We start from the raw sequence: 16,265 nt of genomic DNA on the forward strand, positions 1-16,265 counted from the left end.
TTCATGGCCGTTGTCATCGACCAACCGGTTGCGGATTTCACCGCGCCTGCGACCAGTGGGCAGACCGTCAGCCTGTCGGAACTCAAGGGCAAGCAAGTGGTGATCTACTTCTACCCGAAGGACAGCACCCCGGGCTGCACCACTCAAGGCCAGGGCTTTCGCGATCAATATGCGGCATTCAAGGCTGCCAACACCGAAGTCTTCGGCATTTCCCGCGACAGTTTGAAGTCGCACGAAAACTTCAAAGGCAAACAGGAATTCCCCTTCGAACTGATCAGTGACAAGGACGAAGCGGTTTGCCAGTTGTTCGACGTGATCAAGCTGAAAAAACTGTATGGCAAGGAATACCTGGGCGTTGATCGCAGTACTTTCCTGATTGATAAGGACGGTGTGCTGCGTCAGGAATGGCGTGGCGTGAAAGTGCCGGGGCATGTTGATGCCGTGCTGGCGGCGGCTGAGGCTCTGAATAAAGCCTGATGTTTTTGCTGCGTCTGTAAAGACGCCTTCGCGAGCAGGCTCGCTCCCACAATTGAAATCTAATCACCGTGGGAGCGAGCCTGCTTGCGAATAGCCTCTCTGTAAAATCCGGATCAACCGCTAAAGCAACGGCGCCACCACCGGCTCCTTGCGCGGCCACGCATCCAGCACAGCCTTGAACAGCGTCGCCAGCGGGATCGCAAAGAACACCCCCCAGAATCCCCACAACCCGCCAAACAACAGCACCGCGCAGATGATTGCCACCGGATGCAGATTCACTGCTTCCGAAAACAGCAACGGCACCAGCACGTTGCCGTCCAGCGTCTGAATGATCCCGTAGACCGCCATCAGGTAGATGAACTGGTCGCTCCAGCCCCACTGGAACAGCGCAATCAGCAGCACCGGTACGGTCACCACCACCGCACCGACATACGGCACCACCACCGACAAGCCGACCAGCAACGCCAGCAGCGCCGCGTAGTTGAGGCCCAGCGCGATGAAGGCGATGTAGGTCACGCCGCCGCAAATCACGATCTCGATGCCTTTGCCACGTATGTAATTGGCGATCTGCCGGTTCATTTCCTGGGCGACGCGGGTGATCAGCGCGCGTTCGCGAGGCAGATAGCCACGCACCCACTCGCCGATCATCGCCCGATCCTTGAGGAAGAAGAACACCAGAATCGGCACCAGAACCAGGTAGATCATGATGTTCACCAGCAGCGGCAAACTCGACAACGAGAAAGTCAGTGCCCACTGACCGAACTTGCCAATCTCGCCCCGCGCCGCTTCGATCGCTTGCAGGACTTGCTCGTCAGACACCAGATGCGGATAGCGCTCGGGCAATAGAAGCAGCAGCGATTGCCACTTGGCGAGCATGCCCGGCAACTCGTTGAACAGCGTGATCAACTGATGCCAAAGCAGCGGCAGCACCACGACAATAAACAGCATCAGCGCGCCCATGAACAGCGCAAACACCAGCCCCACCGCCACCCCGCCGGGCACACGCAGCCGCTCGAGCGTCACCACCAGGCCCTGCATCAGATACGCCAGCACCATCCCGGCCAAAACCGGCGCAAGCATGCCGCCGAGGGTGAGCACGGCGGTGAAGGCGAGAAACAGCAGCACTGCCAGCACCACGGCTTCTTCATCGGAGAAGTAGCGCTGAATCCAGTCGCGTAACACTTTGAACATCAATAATCCCTTCGATTTTAGGCGCAGCGCTTCAGGTTTTTTTCAACCAGTAACGGTAGACGCCAGCCTCGTCTTCTTCGCGCAACAGCGCATGACCGGCGAGTTTGGCAAAGGTACGGAAGTCGCGTTGCGAGCCGGCATCGGTAGCGATCACCTTGAGCACAGCGCCACTTTGCAGTTTGTTGAGTTCCATTTTTGCCTTGAGCAACGGCAACGGACAGTTCAGGCCACTGGCGTCCAGTTCCACGTCATGGGCTACAGCGTCAGTCATTGCGTCACTCCGGTTCGGGTTGTCGAGCTGCCTAGAATATCTGGTCGCGGCTTCGGTGTCCGGCTACAGTAAGGTCTTTGTCCTCCAAGGCTTTGTGCATGACTTTTCTGCGCCCTACCCTGCTGACGCTCGCTTGCCTGCTCGCCTCACCGGGCTTTGCCGACGATCTGCCGTCACTCGGCGACGCCAGCTCTGCCATTGTCTCGCCGCAACAGGAATACCAGCTCGGCCGCGCCTGGCTGGCCATGCTGCGCAGTCAGGTTTCCCAGCTCAACGATCCGCAGCTCAAGGATTACGTCGAATCCAGCGTGTACAAGCTGGTGGAGACCAGCCAGGTCTCCGACCGACGCCTGGAATTCATCCTGATCAACAGCCCGCAACTCAACGCCTTCGCAGCGCCGGGCGGCGTGGTCGGGGTCAACGGCGGCCTGTTCCTCAACGCCCAGACCGAAGGTGAATACGCCTCGGTGCTCGCTCACGAACTGGCGCACTTGTCGCAACGCCACTTCGCTCGCGGCGTCGAAGCCTCACAGAGAATGCAGGTGCCAATGATGGCCGCGTTGCTGGCGGGTATCGTCATCGCGGCGGCAGGCGGCGGTGATGCCGGCATCGCCACCATCGCCGGCAGCCAGGCTGCGGCGTTGCAGGAACAACGGCGCTTCTCGCGGCAGAACGAACAGGAAGCGGACCGCATCGGCATCCTCAACCTGGAAAAGGCCGGTTACGACCCGCGCTCGATGCCGACCATGTTCGAGCGCCTGATGCGCCAGTACCGTTTTGACGCCAAGCCGCCGGAATTCCTCCTGACTCACCCGGTTACCGAATCGCGTATCGCCGACACCCGCAACCGCGCCGAGCAGGCGAAACCGGGCGGCATCGAAGACAGCATGCGCTACCAGTTGATCCGCGCGCGGGTGCAGTTGATCTACGAGGAAACCCCGGGGCTGGGCGCCAAGCGTTTCCGCGCCCTGCTCGATGAGAACCCGAAAAATGATGTCGCGCGATACGGCCTCGCCATCGCGCAAATCAAGGGTGGCCAGTTGAACGAAGCCCGCGAAAATCTCAAGCAATTGTTGGCCAAGTCGCCGAACGAGATCATCTACAACCTCGCGCAGGTCGATCTGGACATCACCAACAATCGCCTGCCCGATGCGCAGTCACGGGTCGACCGCATGCTTACGCAGTTCCCGGGCAACTACCCGCTGAATCAGGTGCGCGTCGATCTGCTGTTGAAACAGAATCGCGCTGCCGATGCCGAGAAGGCACTCGACAGCCTGCTCAAGTCACGCCCGGATGATCCGGACGTTTGGTATCAGGTTGCTGAAACCCGCGGCTTGTCGGGCAACATCATCGGCCTGCATCAGGCGCGCGCCGAGTATTTTGCACTGGTCGGCGATTACCGCCAGGCCATTCAGCAGCTGGACTTCGCCAAGCGCAAGGCCGGCAACAACTTCCCGCTGTCCTCGCGCATCGATGCCCGCCAGCGCGAGCTGATGGAGCAGGAGCGCATGGTCAAGGACATGATGGGCTGAGTCTTTCCCGACAAAGACAAAAGCTGCTGACACAAAAAAACCGCCTCTTTCGAGGCGGTTTCTTTTTACCTGCCTGCTGGCTTATTCAGCCAGTTTGAAGGTGATGAAGCTGGCACGGCCCTGACGCAGCACGCGCATCGACACCGAACGGTTCTTCGGCAACGCCTTGGCGATGTCGGTGAACTCCTTGGCCGAGCCGATGGCTTGATTGTTCAGGTGGGTGATCACGTCACCCGGTTGCAGACCGATCAGGGCCGCAGGACCGTCCTGCACTTCCTTGATCACCACACCACCTTTGAGGTCGTAGGTTTTCTTCTGCTCGGCGGTCAATTCACCGACCGCAACACCGAGGCGGTTGCTGCTGCTTTCAGCGCCGGATTTCGGCAGACCTGCCAGCTCTTTGTCCTCGTCCGGGATTGCGCCGACGGTCAGCTCGACGTTCTTGCGCTTGCCTTCACGAATCACTTCCAGATTGGCTTTGGCGCCAGCCTTCAGCGCGCCGACCAGATGCGGCAGATCGGCGGACATGACGATCGGCTGACCGTTCATGCTCAGGATCACGTCGCCAACCTGCAGGCCGCCCTTGGCCGCAGGGCCGTCATCCTGGATCTGCGCTACCAGCGCGCCAGCTGGCTTGTCCAGACCGAACGACTCGGCCAGATCCTTGTTCACTTCCTGAATGACCACGCCCAGCCAGCCGCGGCTGACTTTGCCACCGCTTTTGAGCTGATTGGAAACATCCATCGCCACGTCGATCGGAATGGCGAAAGACACGCCCATGAAGCCACCGGAGCGGGTGTAGATCTGCGAGTTGATGCCGACCACTTCACCGTTCAGGTTGAACAGCGGGCCACCGGAGTTGCCCGGGTTGATCGGCACGTCGGTCTGAATGAACGGCACATAGTTTTCGTTTGGCAGGCTACGACCGACGGCGCTGACGATGCCTTGGGTCACGGTGTGGTCAAAGCCAAATGGCGAACCGATCGCGACGACCCACTGGCCGGCCTTCAGGTCCTGGGACTTGCCGAGCTTGAGCACCGGCAGATCCTTGCCTTCGATTTTCAGCAACGCCACGTCAGAGCGGGGGTCGGTGCCGACCAGCTTGGCTTTCATCTCACTGCGGTCAGCCAGACGGACGAGGATTTCGTCAGCATCGGCGATAACGTGGTTGTTGGTGAGGATGTAGCCATCCGGCGAAATGATGAACCCCGAACCCAGCGATTGCGCTTCACGCTGGCGTCCATCGCCACGTGGCGAGCGCTGCTGGGGCGGCATGCCGCGCTCGAAGAATTCGCGCAGCATCGGTGGCAGGCCTTCCAGATCCGGCATCTGCTGGTTGACCCGACGGTCCGGCAGTTTCTGCGTGGTACTGATGTTCACCACCGCTGGCGACGCTTGTTCGACCAATTGGGTGAAATCAGGCAGATCGGCCGCTTGCGCAGCAGGGACCGCCTGACCGAGCAACAGCACGGTGGCGAAGATGGAAAGGTAAGACTTCAAACTTGGTATCGACATACAGCTCCCGTTACGACGAGCAGGGTTAAGCGATATGGAGCAAAGGAACACCGGAAACCACAGACCGGCATTTTTGTTCCGGGAACAACAAACAAGGCCAGAGCCGTGAGGCTCTGACCTATAAAAAATTTTCAGGGGTTTTGCAAATGAAAATGCTCAGCAAACATTTCGACGTCTCGACGACGAAGTGGAAATGACTGAAATCAGCTCACTGCTTGCTGGTCGCAGCGCCATCGTTGTTGCGCATCGATAGAGCAATTCGTTCGGCGGTGCCAATCGGGATTTCGCCAACCACCGTGACCATCATTTCACCTTGCGGTGTAGTCAAACGACGGGATACCGCGACGGTAGGGCCCAACTGGGTACGGGTATCGGTGACGGTTGCACCGTTCAATGGCTCAAGGAACACCGAGAAACGCGCCAGACCATCGTCATACATCAAGCTGCTGACCTGGGTCTTGGTCTGCGCATCCTTGTGCGAACTGCTGCTGGTCAGCTCAAAGCCTGGCGGGAGCCAGTCCGAACGCCAGTTTTGCACGGTTTTAGCTGCAGAAGCCTTGTCGCTTGCGATATTGATCGGCTTGCAATCCGGGTCCGCCAACAAGTCCTTGTCCGACGGGATTTCATCCGTGTCGAGGCTGGTGAACTGGAAACGCTCGAGCAACTGCCCTTTGTCGTTCAACAGTAACGACTTGAGCGGCAGCCCGGTTTTCTTGTCCAGATGCAGCTCGAAACCGTAACGGTGCTGATCACGAGGGGTCAGCGACACGATCACTGCATCACGACCGGCCACGCGCGACTTGCCAATGACGGCAAGGTCATACCAATTCTTCAGTTTTTTGGGATCCAGCGCACGGGCGGCAGCATTGGGTGAATCACCCAATCCCGCAATCAGGGTGCCGCTGACGCATTGAGTACGTCCATCAATGCGCACGACTTCCTGAGCCGAACCGTCGAGCTGCAATAACCGCTCGCGGACCTGGCCATTCTGGACGCGATGCCAGATGTTGTGCGTGGAAAAACTGCCGTTGCGCTCGTAAACGAAAGTACCGTGGAAGCTCTGCTGCTGCTCGGCCTGGCCCAGACGGGTCAACCAGTCCTGGGCCTCGTCAGCGTGGGCTGGAACGATGAACCAGCCACTGAGCAGAAGCGAAAGTAGGGGGATGGCGCGCATGATCCTCCTTAACGGTTTTCCAGGCTTGCGGCACGTGCGTATGGCAGCGCGCTTTCAGTTCCTTTGAGTGCAGCCTGCTGAGCGTGCTGACGCAGATAGCCTGGCAGACGCTGATCATGCCAGCCTGGCTGACCTTGCAGAACGCCGTTGGCCATCGGACCAGTCGCTTCCGAGCTTTCGCTGTAACCAGCCAGAACTGCCGGACCTTTGACCTGTGGAGTGGCCAGAGTAGGCTGGTTCGACTGCTGGGCCAGTTCAACACCGGCGATTTCGTCCTGGTTGTACAGGCGAACACCGGCCAGAACGGCCACGGTTACCGAAGCGGCAACAGCGAGGCGACCCAGGTTACGCCATGGGCTGCGGGATACTTTGGCCGGAGCCGTTTCGTCTTCCAGCGCAGCGGACACTGCCGCAGCGATATCCAGACGCGGAAGCAGCAGATCCTTGTGCATGGCTGCCCGAGCGATCTGGTAACGAGCCCAGGTCTCACGGGTATCAACATCATCCAGTGCGCTGAGCACTCGACGCAATTCCAGTTCGTCCGCTTCGTTATCCATCACTGCGGACAGCGATTCCTGCAGGGCTTCACGACTCATGGCGTTCCTCTCTTGGCTGTCGCCGCTGTCTCAGTTTTCCTGCAACAACGGTTGCAGGGCTTTGTCGATGGCCTCCCGAGCGCGGAAAATCCGGGAGCGCACGGTACCCACCGGACACTGCATGACGCTCGCAATGTCCTCGTAACTCAGACCATCGAATTCACGTAAAGTTAAAGCCGTACGCAAATCCTCTGGCAGTTGCTGGATGGTCCGATGGACAGTGCCTTCGATCTCATCCCGCAGCAATGCACGTTCTGGTGATTCCAGATCCTTGAGGCCGTGATCGCCATCGTAGAACTCTGCATCCTCCGAACTTACATCGCTATCCGGCGGCCGACGGCCGCGGGAAACCAGGTAGTTCTTTGCCGTGTTAATGGCAATACGGTACAGCCACGTATAAAACGCACTGTCACCGCGGAAATTTCCAAGTGCCCGATACGCCTTGATAAAGGCTTCCTGAGCAACGTCCTGGGCTTCATGGGTGTCGTGCACAAAACGCACGATCAACCCGAGAATTTTGTGCTGATATTTCAGCACCAGCAGATCGAAAGCTCGCTTGTCGCCACGCTGAACGCGTTCGACCAGCTGCTGATCCTCTTCCTGGGTTAGCATGAACACTCCTCGATAAGCCCGGAGGAGACTTGCATTACTAAACGACCAGACTTGCAAACATAGACTCGGGCTTTTCGCAAAAGTTCTCCCCCTCCAAGCAAGTTTCCTGCGAGCTCTGATTTGGCACGCACGAAAAACGCAGCGCGGGATAAACCGGCTGCGCGAATAATCTTGTTATCGGTTTCGCCGGCAGGAATCCAAACGCAGATTCCGCACTGAAGCCGACACTGTCCCTGGTTTCTGGCACCGTCTATTGATCTTGGGCCTTTGGCAAAAGTTCCAATTATTTATAGCCGTACCCACCTGACATTGCGCAACCCTGCTCGGAAAAGACTGTTTCAGCGCCGATACAGGTGTCATTTTTCAAAACCGATGAAAAAAACTTCCGACGAAGCACAGCGCTTTTTACTGCGCAGTAGTCTCACAATGCCATCTGGGCCCGGCTATTGTGCCGCCCAACCCCTCTATATACTAGTGGGCTGTGTGGCTGTCTTGACTCGCCGATCCAGCTGTCTTGCGCCAACCCCGACCCGGGTCGCTTTGAGCGGAATCCTGAAATGAGCCAACAGTTCCAACACGATGTTCTGGTGATTGGCAGCGGTGCTGCCGGTTTGACTCTCGCTTTGACCTTGCCCGGTCATCTGCGCATTGCCGTATTGAGCAAAGGCGATCTCGCCAACGGTTCGACATTCTGGGCCCAGGGCGGCGTTGCCGCCGTGCTCGACGATACCGACACTGTCGAATCCCATGTCGACGACACCCTCAATGCGGGCGGCGGCTTGTGCCATGAAGACGCCGTACGCTTCACCGTCGAGCACAGCCGCGAAGCCATCCAATGGCTGATTGACCAGGGCGTGCCCTTCACCCGCGACGAACAGTCCGGCACTGAAGACGGTGGTTTCGAATTTCACCTGACCCGCGAAGGTGGCCACAGCCATCGACGGATCATCCATGCTGCCGACGCCACCGGCGCTGCGATCTTCAAGACCTTGCTGGCCCAGGCCAAAGAGCGCGAGAACATCGAACTGCTGGAACAGCGGGTGGCCGTTGATCTGATCACCGAGCGCCGCTTGGGCATGGAAGGCGATCGCTGCCTCGGCTCCTACGTACTGAACCGCGCCACCGGCGAAGTCGACACCTACGGCGCACGTTTCGTGATTCTGGCCTCGGGCGGCGCGGCCAAGGTCTACCTTTATACCAGCAACCCCGACGGCGCCTGCGGTGACGGCATCGCCATGGCCTGGCGTTCCGGTTGCCGGGTGGCGAACCTGGAATTCAACCAGTTCCATCCGACCTGTCTGTATCACCCGCAAGCCAAGAGTTTCCTGATCACTGAAGCGTTGCGTGGCGAAGGCGCGCATTTGAAGCTGCCCAACGGCGAGCGCTTCATGTATCGCTTCGACAAACGCGCCGAGCTGGCGCCTCGTGACATTGTCGCGCGGGCCATCGACCATGAAATGAAGCGCCTGGGTGTCGACTGCGTTTATCTCGACATCAGCCACAAGCCTGAATCGTTCGTCAAAAGCCACTTCCCGACTGTTTATGAGCGCTGCCTGGGCTTCGGCATCGACATCACCAAACAACCGATCCCCGTGGTTCCCGCCGCGCACTACACCTGTGGCGGGGTGATGGTCGATCAGCACGGTCGCACCGACGTGCCCGGCCTCTATGCGATCGGCGAAACCAGCTTCACCGGCTTGCACGGTGCCAACCGCATGGCCAGCAACTCGCTTCTGGAATGCTTCGTTTATGCCCGTTCGGCAGCAGCGGACATGCTCGCGCAACTCGATGACGTCGCGGCACCAAGTGCCCTGCCCGTCTGGGATGCCAGTCAGGTGACCGACTCGGATGAAGACGTGATCATCGCGCACAACTGGGACGAATTGCGCCGATTCATGTGGGACTACGTCGGCATCGTGCGCACCAACAAGCGTCTGCAACGGGCGCAGCACCGGGTGCGTCTGCTGCTGGATGAGATCGATGAGTTTTACAGCAACTATAAAGTCAGCCGTGACCTGATCGAGTTGCGCAACCTGGCACAGGTTGCCGAATTGATGATCAGCTCAGCCATGGAACGCAAGGAAAGTCGCGGCCTGCATTACACCCTCGACTATCCGGATATGCTGCCCGAAGCGCTCGACACTATTCTGGTGCCACCCACCTACGCCGGCTGAACTTGAGCCGCACTCGCAGGCGTCGGTGCAGATCTGCCGCTTGCGAGTCACGTGGCACGCAGATCGACCTGACCCGCCACTCTCCGCGCAAACGAAAGCGCAGCACCACGATCAATGGCAGCGCCAGACTGTCCGGGCGCAATTGCACTGCTTGCCAGCCATCAGCCTGATTCCACACCTGCCAGCCATCGCCGTCGCGCCGCAACCCGCAAAATGCTTTCGGATGACTCAGCAGAATCTGCCGTGGCAGCATCCAAAAACCGTGCAGCGCACAGGCGCAAGCGCCGAGCAGACTGGCCCAGAGCGGAATCGACAGCAGACACAGCGAACCCATGGCGAACGCCTGGGCCAACAGATACGCCGCCAGCAACTGCCGTGAGGCATGCCAGCGGCATTCGAACGTATTACTTGGGCTGGACACGATCCAGAATCATCCGGACCATGCGTTGCAGCTCGGGATCTTCCGACTCGCTGCGCTCCATGAACCAGCCGAACATGTCCTGATCCTCACAGGTCAGCAAACGCACGTACAGATCGCGATCCACTTGATTCAACGTCGCGTAAACCTCCTGCACGAACGGCACCAGCAGCACGTCAAGCTCAAGCATGCCGCGACGGCTGTGCCAAAAGAGGCGATTCAGTTCAACTTGTTCGACCATGGAGCCCTCCTCGAATTTGCCGGGCAGTATACAGCCCCGGCGCGGGCCGCACAGTCGGCTTTGGTCGGGGACCCTTGATCCTTTATCAACTACCCATTTCAACCCTGCCCCCTTATGATGTGCCCCAGTCTATTTACCCTGCGATGACCCATGGCCGATTCTGCTTTTTTCTGCACCCTGTCTCATGAAGGCGTACTCGCGGTTCGCGGTGCGGACGCCGGAAAATTCCTGCAAGGCCAGTTGACCTGCAATATCAATTACCTGAGCGACACCCGCGCCAGCCTCGGCGCCCGCTGCACGCAGAAAGGCCGGATGCAGTCGAGCTTCCGCATCCTGCTTGAGGGCGACGGCGTGGTGATGGCGATGGCCAGCGAGCTGCTCGAGCCGCAACTGGCCGACCTGAAAAAGTACGCAGTGTTCTCCAAATCGAAACTGACCGATGAAAGCGCCGCCTGGGTGCGCTTCGGTCTGGCACATGGCGATGCAGCCCTGACCAGCCTCGGTCTGGCACTGCCCGCCGAAACCGACAGCGTTGTGCGCCATGAAGGCCTGATCGCAATTCGCGTCTCGCCCGAGCGCGCCGAACTCTGGGTGCCTGCCGCTCAGGCGCCAGACATTCAAAGCCAACTGTCCGCCACGCTGGCTGAGGGCGAACTGAATCAATGGCTGCTGGGCCAGATCCGCGCCGGTATCGGCCAGGTCATGCCTTCCACTCGCGAACTGTTCATCCCGCAGATGCTCAATCTGCAGGCGGTCGGCGGGGTGAGCTTCAAGAAAGGTTGCTACACCGGCCAGGAAATCGTTGCGCGCATGCAGTACCTGGGCAAGCTCAAGCGGCGCCTGTACCGCCTGCGCCTCGACGCAGCCGAGTTGCCGGAGCCCGGCACTCAACTGTTCGCCCCCAGCCACAACAGCTCGATCGGCGAAGTGGTGCTGGCGGCCAATGCCGAGGGAAACATTGAACTCCTGGCCGTGTTGCAGGCCGAAGCTGCCGAAGCCGGTGATTTGCGTCTGGGCGCCCTCGAAGGCCCCGCGTTGCACGTGCTCGACCTGCCTTACGAACTGGATCGCGACCGCGAAATCCAGCGTTGATCGCAGCATTGTTGCAACACCCTAGAGAGTCCAAATGAGCGAACTGGCGGAAAAGGTCCAACAGGATTTGGTTGCGGCCATCGATAACGATGACCTGGTTCTGCCAACGTTGCCGGAAGTGGCCCTGCAGATTCGCAAGGCCGCCGAGGATCCGGAAATCAGCGTCGGCGACCTGAGCAAAGTCATCGGCCGCGACACCGCGCTGTCGGCGCGCCTGATCAAAGTGGTCAACAGTCCGCTGCTGCGCGCCGCGCAGGAAGTCACCGACCTGCACACCGCCATCACCCGTTTGGGCATCAACTACAGCAGCAACCTGGCGATCGGTCTGGTGATGGAGCAGATCTTCAACGCCCGCTCCGAAGTGGTCGAACAGAAAATGCGCGAAGTCTGGCGCAGCAGTCTGGAAATCGCTGGCGTCAGCTATGCGCTGTGTCGTCGTCACACTCAGCTCAAACCCGATCAGGCGGCACTCGGCGGGCTGGTGCATCAGATTGGTGTGTTGCCGATCCTGACTTACGCCGAAGACCACAATGAACTGCTCTCAGATGCGGTCAGCCTGACCCATGTGATCGAGCAGATTCACCCATTGCTCGGCGAGAAATTGCTGCGGGTGTGGGAGTTTCCCGAGCGCCTGGTGCATTTGCCGTTGCTGTATCAAGACTTCAGCCGCGACTCGACGCGCATCGATTACGTCGATGTCGTGCAGGTAGCCAATCTGTATTGCCGCAAGGACACCGATCATCCGTTTGCGCGGATTGACCCGTTTAGCGTGCCGGCGTTCAGAAAGCTCGGGATTGACCCGGAGAACAAGCAGTTCTGCGCGGATCTGGAAGAATCGCGGTCGATGTTCTACTGACCTGTGGTGAGGGGATTTATCCCCGTTGGGTTGCGAAGCGACCCTAGACTCTGCGATCCGAACCGCGACTGCTGCGCAGCCGAGCGGGGATAAATCCCCTCGCCACAAAAAACCCTTGCCACAAAAGTATTACCCGGCAATAAAACTGACCCGCACCTTCAACCCTGCCTGCTCGCCATCATGCAAGGTGATCTGCGCCAGATGCGCGCGACAGATCTCGCCGACAATCGCCAAGCCCAGACCTGAACCGGCAACCTGCTGATTGCGCCGATAAAACCGTTCGAACACTCGATCACGCTCGTGCAGCGGGATGCCCGGCCCGTCGTCCTCGACCTCAAGCACCGCCGGGGCCGTGACCCGCAGAATCACATTGCCGCCCGATGGCGTATGCGCCAGCGCGTTGTCGACGAGATTGCTCAGCAGCTCATTGAGCAGCGTCGGCTCACCGCGCAGCCACACCGGTTCATCCGCTTCAAGCGCCAGCGCCACGCCGCGCTTGTGCGCCAAAGGCGCCATGGCCATGCCCAGCTCTCGGGCCAATTGACTCAGATCGAGCAACTGCGCGCCGCCCTCGGCAATCGCCCGCGCGCCGTTTTCGACCCGGGCCAGCGATAGCAGCTGATTGGCCAGATGGGTCAGGCGATCGGTGCTTTGCGCGGACGATTCAAGGGTGGTGCGCCAGGTCTCCGGCTCGTTCGAGCGCAGGCCCAGTTCCAGGCGTGCCTTGAGTGCGGCCAGCGGCGTACGCAACTCGTGAGCGGCATCGGCGATGAACTGCGCCTGCCGCTCGAACTGGCCGCGCAGACGCTCGGTGAAATGATTGAGCGCGCGGACCAAGGGTCCCAATTCATGCTGCACTTCCACCAGCGGCAGCGGCCGCAAATCGTCGGGCTGGCGTTCCTCAACAGCGGTTCTTAACCGCTCCAGCGGGCGCAGCGCCGCACTCACCGCGAACCACACCAGCAGCAATGCACCGACGGCCAGCATGCCCAAGCGCAACAAGGTGTCAGCCGCCAGACTGCGCGCCATGCTGACCCGCGCTTCGTCGGTTTCAGCCACGCGGATTTCCGCCATGCCGTTCATGTTCGGCTCGCTTACCGCTTTGAGCAGGCTGACTACACGCACGTTCTGGCCGTTGTACTTCGCGTTGTAAAAGCGCGCGAGCGCCGGATAGCTGTCGGTACGCGGCGTGCCGGGCGGTGGCCCGGGAAGATTTTCGTAGCCGGAAATCAGCTTCTGGTGAATGTCGTTGACCTGGTAGTAAATGCGCCCGGCGCTGTCGTAGGCGAAGGTATCCAGCGCCACGTAAGGCACGTCGGCGCTGAGGCTGCCATCGCGCTGCGACAACCCGGCAGCGATGGTGCGTGCCGAGGCCAGCAGCGTGCGGTCATACGCGGTGTCGGCGGCCTCGCGACCGTTCCAGTAAGCGCTCAAGCCGCTGGCGAGCATCAGCACCACCAGCAACCATCCAAGGTTCCACAGCAACCGCCAGCGCAGGCTGCTGGGCTTATGCATCGCGGCTTTCCAGCAGATAGCCGAGGCCACGGAAGGTGACAATGGCCACGGGCTGGCCATCGAGCTTCTTGCGCAAGCGGTGCACGTAGATTTCGATGGCGTCGGGGCTGGCTTCTTCGTCGAGGCCGAACACCTGCGCGGCCAGTTGTTCCTTGCTCATCACTCGCCCCGGCCGCGCGATCAACGCTTCGAGGACGGCCTGCTCGCGGGAGGTGAGGGTCAGCAGTTCGTCGCCGAGGGTGAAGCGCCGCGTATCGAGGTCGTAAGCCAGCACGCCACAGCGCTGCTGACGCTCGCCGCCCAGGACACTGCGGCGCAGCAAGGCTTTGACCCGCGCTTCCAGTTCCGTCAGTTCGAACGGCTTGGCCAGGTAGTCGTCAGCACCGAGATTGAGGCCATGCACGCGATCCTTGACGTCACTGCGCGCAGTCAACATCAACACCGGCAGGTTCTTGCCCCGCGCACGCAGCCGCGCCAGCACCTCGAAACCGTCCATGCGCGGCAGGCCGACATCGAGGATCGCCACGGCATATTCCTCACTGCCCAGCGCCAGGTCGGCAGCTACGCCATCGTGCAACACATCCACCGTCAGACCGGTGCTCTTGAGCGCCTGAGCCACGCTTTCGGCCAGTTGCAGATGGTCTTCGACGAGCAGGACACGCATGGATTTTTACCTCGTTCAGGGTTGGCCGACGCCACGCTTTGCCGCGGAGTTTACAGCCGCAACCGCCGCTGTGAAGCCCGAAAACCGTGAAAGACAACTGAAAGGTTGTTGAAAGGTTAGCCGGTTAGAGTCGGCCCACGGACAGTTTCGACTGTCGCCGCTGCCGCCACACAGCGCAACGAAAAACGCCATGAAGCGTTTTCGACTCATAAGAACAATAACGGAGTACCCCAGCATGCCCTCCATGCGCACCAAGGCTGTAATGCCTGCTCGCCTTGCTCGATTCCACCGTTGCACTGTCGGTTTTTCGCCGCAGTCCTGTTTCCCCTCCGTTGTTTCAGTCGTTGCGCTCGCGCCGCGAGAGAACTGCGCCTGCCGCTAGGTTTTCGCGTTGCCCTTTGGTCATTCGGTCCATCCATAACAACAACTCCTCTGGAGACTCAAATGAACGTATCACTGCGTAAAGTTGCTCTCGCCGCTGGCGCGATGCTGTTTGCCGGCCAACTCATGGCCGAGCCGAAACGTCCGGAATGCATCGCCCCCGCCTCCCCCGGCGGTGGTTTCGACCTGACCTGCAAACTGGTGCAGAGCGCACTGGTCAACCAGAAGCTGTTGAGCAAACCGATGCGCGTGACCTACATGCCCGGCGGTGTCGGCGCGGTGGCATACAACGCAGTAGTGGCGCAACGTCCGGCGGATGCCGGCACGCTGGTGGCGTGGTCGAGCGGTTCGCTGTTGAACCTGGCCCAGGGCAAGTTCGGCCGCTTCGATGAAACCAACGTGCGCTGGCTCGCGGCCGTCGGCACCAGCTACGGCGCCATCGCAGTGAAAAGCGATTCGCCCTACAAGACCCTCGACGATCTCGTTCAGGCGTTGAAGAAAGATCCAGGCTCGGTGGTTATCGGCTCCGGCGGCACCGTCGGCAGCCAGGACTGGATGCAGACCGCACTGATCGCCAAGGCTGCCGGGATCAACCCGCGCGAACTGCGTTACGTGGCACTCGAAGGCGGTGGTGAGATCGCCACGGCCCTGCTCGGCGGCCACATCCAGGTCGGCAGTACCGACATCTCCGACTCCATGCCGCACATCCAGAGCGGCGACATGCGCCTGCTTGCGGTGTTCTCGGACAAGCGGCTCGACGAACCGGAAATGAAAGACATCCCGACCGCTCGCGAGCAAGGCTATGACATCGTCTGGCCGGTCGTGCGTGGCTTCTACCTCGGGCCAAAAGTCAGCGATGAAGACTACGCCTGGTGGAAAGACGCGTTCGACAAACTGCTGGCTTCCGACGAGTTCGCCAAGCTGCGCGATCAGCGTGAGCTGTTCCCGTTCGCCATGACCGGCCCGGAACTGGACACCTACGTGAAGAAGCAGGTCGCCGACTACAAAGTGCTGGCCAAAGAGTTCGGCCTGATCCAGTGATCGTCTCTGTCTAGTGGCTGCGTCTCCTACGCGGGGACGCAGCACAGGAGCTCCCATGCTTATTCAACGCATTTTCGCCTCGGTGTTGCTGCTGGTGTGTGCCGGCCTGGCACTGATGGCGTGGCCGTACCAAGCGGCTTTTTCCTATGAACCGGTCGGCCCGCGCGCCTTTCCGCTGCTGATGCTCGGCCTGATGGGCCTGGCGCTGCTGTACATGGTGTTTCGCCCGGCGCCGATCAAACACAACCCGGATGAGCCGCCGCTGGATCGCGAAACCCTGACCAAGATCGGTCTGTGCGTGGTGTTGTTGCTGGTGTTCGCCGGCACCTTCGAACCCCTTGGCTTCATCGTGGCCAGCATCATTACCGGCGTACCGATGGCTCGTCTCTATGGCGGCCGCTGGCTGCCGAGCGTGGTGATCATCAGCCTGATGGCGGTTGGTCTCTATCTGCTGTTCGATCGCTTGATGGATGTTCCGCTGCCACTCGGCCTGCTCAGCGTCCTGGAGAACTGAT

At 60.1% G+C, this 16,265-nt stretch carries 17 protein-coding genes; 7 read left to right on the forward strand and 10 right to left on the reverse strand.

Annotation, left to right across the window (positions count from 1 at the left end):
* Positions 1-3 precede the first annotated feature (3 nt).
* On the forward strand, positions 4-477 hold the full coding sequence (locus JWU58_RS20785; protein ID WP_041478861.1) for a peroxiredoxin: 474 nt from the start codon (positions 4-6) through the stop codon (positions 475-477).
* Between the two features lie 120 nt (positions 478-597).
* Here JWU58_RS20785 and JWU58_RS20790 read toward each other — a convergent pair whose 3' ends face one another.
* Both JWU58_RS20790 and JWU58_RS20795 read right to left on the reverse strand, forming a co-directional pair.
* Positions 598-1,668, reverse strand: coding sequence for an AI-2E family transporter (locus JWU58_RS20790; protein ID WP_016771268.1), 1,071 nt, complete (start codon positions 1,666-1,668; stop codon positions 598-600).
* A gap of 31 nt (positions 1,669-1,699) precedes the next feature.
* Positions 1,700-1,939 carry a sulfurtransferase TusA family protein gene (locus JWU58_RS20795; RefSeq protein ID WP_206420902.1) on the reverse strand — a complete coding sequence of 80 codons (240 nt, stop codon included), beginning with the start codon at positions 1,937-1,939 and terminating at the stop codon, positions 1,700-1,702.
* A gap of 98 nt (positions 1,940-2,037) precedes the next feature.
* On the opposite strand from JWU58_RS20795, the gene JWU58_RS20800 reads away from it, so the two are divergent.
* Positions 2,038-3,471 carry a M48 family metalloprotease gene (locus JWU58_RS20800; RefSeq protein ID WP_123442919.1) on the forward strand — a complete coding sequence of 478 codons (1,434 nt, stop codon included), beginning with the start codon at positions 2,038-2,040 and terminating at the stop codon, positions 3,469-3,471.
* A gap of 81 nt (positions 3,472-3,552) precedes the next feature.
* On the opposite strand, the gene JWU58_RS20805 is transcribed toward JWU58_RS20800, so the two are convergent.
* The 4 genes from JWU58_RS20805 to rpoE form a co-directional block, all read right to left on the reverse strand.
* Positions 3,553-4,986: a DegQ family serine endoprotease gene (locus JWU58_RS20805; RefSeq protein ID WP_016771271.1), complete on the reverse strand. Its 1,434-nt coding sequence runs from the start codon at positions 4,984-4,986 to the stop codon at positions 3,553-3,555.
* A 208-nt stretch (positions 4,987-5,194) separates the two neighbouring features.
* Complete coding sequence (locus JWU58_RS20810; protein ID WP_016771272.1) at positions 5,195-6,160, reverse strand: MucB/RseB C-terminal domain-containing protein; 966 nt, start codon at positions 6,158-6,160, stop codon at positions 5,195-5,197.
* An 8-nt stretch (positions 6,161-6,168) separates the two neighbouring features.
* Positions 6,169-6,756 carry a sigma-E factor negative regulatory protein gene (locus JWU58_RS20815; protein ID WP_008077804.1) on the reverse strand — a complete coding sequence of 196 codons (588 nt, stop codon included), beginning with the start codon at positions 6,754-6,756 and terminating at the stop codon, positions 6,169-6,171.
* Between the two features lie 30 nt (positions 6,757-6,786).
* A complete protein-coding gene (gene rpoE / locus JWU58_RS20820; RefSeq protein ID WP_003172477.1) occupies positions 6,787-7,368 on the reverse strand; it encodes an RNA polymerase sigma factor RpoE/AlgU in 582 nt (193 codons plus the stop codon).
* Positions 7,369-7,925: 557 nt separating this feature from the next.
* On the opposite strand from rpoE, the gene nadB reads away from it, so the two are divergent.
* Positions 7,926-9,542, forward strand: a complete 1,617-nt coding sequence (gene nadB / locus JWU58_RS20825; RefSeq protein ID WP_206420903.1) for an L-aspartate oxidase — start codon at positions 7,926-7,928, stop codon at positions 9,540-9,542.
* Here nadB and JWU58_RS20830 read toward each other — a convergent pair.
* Both JWU58_RS20830 and JWU58_RS20835 read right to left on the reverse strand, forming a co-directional pair.
* The gene (locus JWU58_RS20830; RefSeq protein ID WP_123442921.1) at positions 9,511-9,963 is read right to left on the reverse strand and encodes a protein YgfX; all 453 of its coding nucleotides are present in this window, start codon (positions 9,961-9,963) and stop codon (positions 9,511-9,513) included. The genes nadB and JWU58_RS20830 overlap by 32 nt on opposite strands.
* On the reverse strand, positions 9,947-10,201 hold the full coding sequence (locus JWU58_RS20835; RefSeq protein ID WP_007911418.1) for an FAD assembly factor SdhE: 255 nt from the start codon (positions 10,199-10,201) through the stop codon (positions 9,947-9,949). The genes JWU58_RS20830 and JWU58_RS20835 overlap by 17 nt, the downstream gene beginning before the upstream one ends.
* A gap of 150 nt (positions 10,202-10,351) precedes the next feature.
* Here JWU58_RS20835 and ygfZ point away from each other — a divergent pair, with 150 nt between their 5' ends.
* Together ygfZ and JWU58_RS20845 are read left to right on the forward strand one after the other, a co-directional pair.
* Positions 10,352-11,293, forward strand: a complete 942-nt coding sequence (gene ygfZ / locus JWU58_RS20840) for a CAF17-like 4Fe-4S cluster assembly/insertion protein YgfZ (RefSeq protein ID WP_206420904.1) — start codon at positions 10,352-10,354, stop codon at positions 11,291-11,293.
* Between the two features lie 34 nt (positions 11,294-11,327).
* Positions 11,328-12,149, forward strand: a complete 822-nt coding sequence (locus JWU58_RS20845; RefSeq protein ID WP_123442923.1) for an HDOD domain-containing protein — start codon at positions 11,328-11,330, stop codon at positions 12,147-12,149.
* Between the two features lie 129 nt (positions 12,150-12,278).
* Here the strand turns inward: JWU58_RS20845 and JWU58_RS20850 are convergent, their stop codons facing one another.
* Both JWU58_RS20850 and JWU58_RS20855 read right to left on the reverse strand, forming a co-directional pair.
* Positions 12,279-13,664, reverse strand: coding sequence for a sensor histidine kinase (locus tag JWU58_RS20850; protein WP_024011993.1), 1,386 nt, complete (start codon positions 13,662-13,664; stop codon positions 12,279-12,281).
* Positions 13,657-14,328, reverse strand: coding sequence for a response regulator (locus JWU58_RS20855; RefSeq protein ID WP_024011992.1), 672 nt, complete (start codon positions 14,326-14,328; stop codon positions 13,657-13,659). The genes JWU58_RS20850 and JWU58_RS20855 overlap by 8 nt, the downstream gene beginning before the upstream one ends.
* A gap of 444 nt (positions 14,329-14,772) precedes the next feature.
* On the opposite strand from JWU58_RS20855, the gene JWU58_RS20860 reads away from it, so the two are divergent.
* Together JWU58_RS20860 and JWU58_RS20865 are read left to right on the forward strand one after the other, a co-directional pair.
* Entirely contained in the window at positions 14,773-15,750 is a 978-nt protein-coding gene (locus JWU58_RS20860) for a Bug family tripartite tricarboxylate transporter substrate binding protein (protein WP_016771275.1), read from the forward strand.
* Between the two features lie 55 nt (positions 15,751-15,805).
* Positions 15,806-16,264, forward strand: coding sequence for a tripartite tricarboxylate transporter TctB family protein (locus JWU58_RS20865; RefSeq protein WP_016771276.1), 459 nt, complete (start codon positions 15,806-15,808; stop codon positions 16,262-16,264).
* Position 16,265 lies beyond the last annotated feature (1 nt).

This window comes from Pseudomonas atacamensis, assembly GCF_017167965.1.
Classification (GTDB): Bacteria; Pseudomonadota; Gammaproteobacteria; order Pseudomonadales; family Pseudomonadaceae; genus Aquipseudomonas; species Aquipseudomonas atacamensis.